This window comes from Bartonella sp. MU37NMGALS (genome assembly GCF_042194015.1).
Taxonomy (GTDB): domain Bacteria; phylum Pseudomonadota; class Alphaproteobacteria; order Rhizobiales; family Rhizobiaceae; genus Bartonella; species Bartonella grahamii.
Window position 1 is genome coordinate 1 of the sequence record NZ_JBHIML010000075.1, and the last position, 1,578, is coordinate 1,578.

The 1,578-nt window shown below is 36.4% G+C and carries 1 protein-coding gene; it reads left to right on the forward strand.

Translation table 11 applies throughout. The features are described from left to right. Window positions 1-1,578 (forward strand): type ISP restriction/modification enzyme (locus tag ACFIJP_RS09075; RefSeq protein WP_375627083.1); only part of this gene is annotated, 1,578 nt, incomplete at both ends.

The window sequence follows — 1,578 nt, forward strand, 5'->3', positions numbered from 1 at the left end:
AAAGAAAACAGTGAATATTTAGAACACCAGAAAAATCTGAACATCAAAGTTATCTTTGGTAATCCCCCTTACTCGGTAGGACAAAAGAATGAAAACGATAATAATCCCAATATATCTTATCCCATATTAGATGATCGTATTCGTGAGACTTATATAGCTAAATCGAAAGCAACTAGTACGCAAAAGTTATATGATAGTTATATCCGCGCTATCCGCTGGGCTAGTGACCGTATTGATAATGCTGGGGTAATCGGCTTTGTCACAAATGCCGGTTTTATTACTGGACATTCTATGGATGGTTTACGCAAATGCCTCGTTGAAGAATTTAGCAGCCTTTATATTTTCCATTTACGGGGGAATGCACGGACTTCTGGAGAACAACGTAAAAAGGAAAGTGGTGGCATTTTTGGTGAAGGATCTCGAGCTCCCATAGCTATCTCTATTTTGGTTAAAAATCCAGAATCTCAACAGCGTGGCAAAATATATTTCCGTGATATTGGAGATTATCTCTCGAGAAAAGAAAAGCTTATAATAATAGAGTCTCTTGGTAGCATTGATGGTATTACACGGAGCAAACAAGGTTGGCAAATAATTAAACCAGATAAGTACAGTGATTGGCTTGATCAACGTGATGACAGTTTCAAAACATTCTTAGCTATGGGTGTCAAAAAGGGGCATGATAAAAAGCTCTTTGAAACTTATTCTCTTGGTGTTTCAACCAATCGTGATGCTTGGACGTATAACTCAAGCCGTGAATCTGTAAAGAAAAATATGAATAACATGACTGCCTTCTATAATAATGAGGTAAAACGTTTAAATAATACCTATTCACATGCTGATCGTACAGCACGTGCAAAGGTCGTGAATGATTTCGTCAATTCCGATGTAAGAAAGATTAGTTGGAGCAGTACTCTTAAGAGAGAATTATTAAGAGGTAAATTTTCCGAATTTGAAGATAAATGCCTTATTCAAAGCCTATACCGTCCTTTTACACAACAATGGCTTTATTACAATAGCGTCTTTAATGAAGCAGTTTATCAAATGCCGCGGATATTCCCGATAAGACAAGCGGTTGATAATAAGGTGATACAAATTACAGGTATAGGAGCAAAGAAAGACTTTTCTGTATTGATGACTAAAGCTTTGCCTAATTTAGATTCAATAGAAAAAGGTCAATGTTTTCCACGCTATATTTACGAAGATACTACGGTTTCAAAAAATAAAAGTGAGAAACAATCCCATTTGTTTACAAACTCTATAGAGGAAAACAAAACAGCTGGTTTACAAAGGCGTGATGCCATTACGGATGAAGGGTTAGAACATTTTAAAGTAGCTTATCCTAATGAGACTATCACTAAAGATGATTTGTTCTATTACGTTTACGGTTTACTTCATTCGGAAGATTATCGCGCCCGTTATGCTGATAATTTATGCAAAGAATTACCTCGCATTCCTTGCGTAAAGAGTGCTGATGATTTTTGGAAATTTGTGACAGCAGGGCGTGAACTCGGTCATTTGCACGTGAATTATGAAACTGTAGAACCTTATCCAGTGACCTTTAAAAAGGGTAATCCAAAA